The organism is Anaeromyxobacter sp. SG66 (genome assembly GCF_022690805.1).
GTDB classification, from domain to species: Bacteria; Myxococcota; Myxococcia; order Myxococcales; family Anaeromyxobacteraceae; genus Anaeromyxobacter; species Anaeromyxobacter soli.
In genome coordinates this window covers 10,164-11,614 of the sequence record NZ_JALCZC010000126.1, presented here as the reverse complement: position 1 = coordinate 11,614, position 1,451 = coordinate 10,164, and the positions used below count along the sequence as shown (strand labels likewise).

The following is a 1,451-nucleotide window of genomic DNA, read 5'->3' as shown; positions in this document are numbered from 1 at the left end:
GCGAACCGCCGACGCGGAGGCCGCGCTCGCCGGCGCGCGCGAGAAGATCGACGCGCTCTCGGCGCAGGCCCGTCGCGCCGAGGGCGACGCGGCCGAGGCGCGCCGCCGGGCGGCGGACGCCGAGCGCCGCGCGGAGCTCGCCGAGGCCGAGGCGCGGCGCAAGGGCGAGGAGTCCGCCAAGGCCTCCGGCGCGATCGCCCGCGCGGAGGCGCTCGAGCAGGAGCTCGACGCGCTCCGGACCGACCTCGTCGTCGCGCGCGGAGAGGCCGAGGGCGCCCGCGGCGAGGCGGAGAAGCGCACCGTCGAGCTCCGCAAGCGCGTGCAGGAGCTCGAGGCGGCGAACGCCAAGAACGAGGAGCGCGTGCTCCGCGCCTACCAGAAGATCAAGGGCGACGAGAAGGTGCGCGACAAGGTGCGCAAGGCGCTCGCGATCGCGGCGCAGCTCCTCGACGAGGGTGCGCCGGCGGAGCCGGGAGCGAAGGACCCGCGCGCGGCGCCCCCTCGCGAGTAGCGCGGCCTACCCCAGCGCCTCTTCCTCTTCGTGAAGCTCTCCGTGCAGGCGGAGATCCAGGCCGAAGTAGCGGAGCATCCGCTGCTGGTGGCGCGTGAGGCCGCGGAGCTGGAGGCGTTCGCCGCGCTGCGCGAGATCGCGCGCGACGGCGGCGAGGCCGAAGTCCTGGCAGTCCCGCACCTGCGAGAAGTCGACGACGAGCGCGTCGCTCGAGGGGATCTCGCCGAGCCAGCCGGTGAGGCGCGTCGCGGCCCGCCCGTCGAACGTTCCACCGATACGAATGACCAGCTCCCCGTGCGCGCCTCGCGTCACGTCCATCATCTCGTTCACCTCGCGATTGCGAGCGTCTAGGGTGTGGCCGCCCTCCCGGGCGGTCAACTTCCGACCCCAAGCGAGCCCCACTGCGACGCGGTCTCGCGGGGTTTCACTCGCCTGTTCGCGAATCGTGCTCGGCCGTTTAGTGCGTCTCGGCTCCGGGGATCTCCTGCGACATCTCGTCGCCGCCGCTCGCGGCCCGCATGGCGCCGAGCGCGGCTCCGATCGCGATCAGGTTCGTGGGCGAGAGCGCCGCGCGCGCCGCCGCCTTCACGAACGGGCGCATGACCGGCCACAGCCCGCCTCCGAGGACGAACCCGGCCGCGGCGGCGACCCCCAGGACGGCCATCGGCCGCTCCTGCATGTGCCGCTCGAGCTCGACCTGCTCGGCGAACCGCGTCACCGCGTCGCGGGCCTGGCGGCTCACCGACTTCAGCGTCTCGCCCACCTCGTTCATGTCGTCCATCGCCGCCATGTCTCCCGCCCCCCTCGTCCCTCGGTCGTCCATGGGCGCGCTCAGGTCCGCGACATGAGCCTGCCGAGCACGAAGCCCAGCCCGGCGGGGGGGGCGGGGGCCCCCCCCGGGCCGGCGCCGGCCCCCGGGCGGGCGGGGGGGCCCGCCCCC

The 1,451-nt window shown here is 75.3% G+C and carries 2 protein-coding genes and 1 pseudogene; 1 reads left to right on the top strand and 2 read right to left on the bottom strand.

Annotation, left to right across the window (positions count from 1 at the left end; translation table 11 throughout):
- A pseudogene (locus MNZ39_RS21215) lies at nucleotides 1-511 on the top strand (response regulator); the annotation flags it as partial.
- 6 nt (nucleotides 512-517) lie between these two features.
- Here MNZ39_RS21215 and MNZ39_RS21210 read toward each other — a convergent pair.
- Both MNZ39_RS21210 and MNZ39_RS21205 read right to left on the bottom strand, forming a co-directional pair.
- Complete coding sequence (locus MNZ39_RS21210) at nucleotides 518-829, bottom strand: STAS domain-containing protein (RefSeq protein ID WP_242341095.1); 312 nt, start codon at nucleotides 827-829, stop codon at nucleotides 518-520.
- A 139-nt stretch (nucleotides 830-968) separates the two neighbouring features.
- The gene (locus MNZ39_RS21205; protein WP_242341094.1) at nucleotides 969-1,334 is read right to left on the bottom strand and encodes a hypothetical protein; all 366 of its coding nucleotides are present in this window, start codon (nucleotides 1,332-1,334) and stop codon (nucleotides 969-971) included.
- Between the last annotated feature and the right edge of the window lie 117 nt (nucleotides 1,335-1,451).

Bases quoted from the DNA above. Each gene is read 5' to 3' on its own strand.
- MNZ39_RS21210 (WP_242341095.1), bottom strand. From the start codon at position 829: ATGGACGTGACGCGAGGCGCGCACGGGGAGCTGGTCATTCGTATCGGT.
- MNZ39_RS21205 (WP_242341094.1), bottom strand. From the start codon at position 1,334: ATGGACGACCGAGGGACGAGGGGGGCGGGAGACATGGCGGCGATGGAC.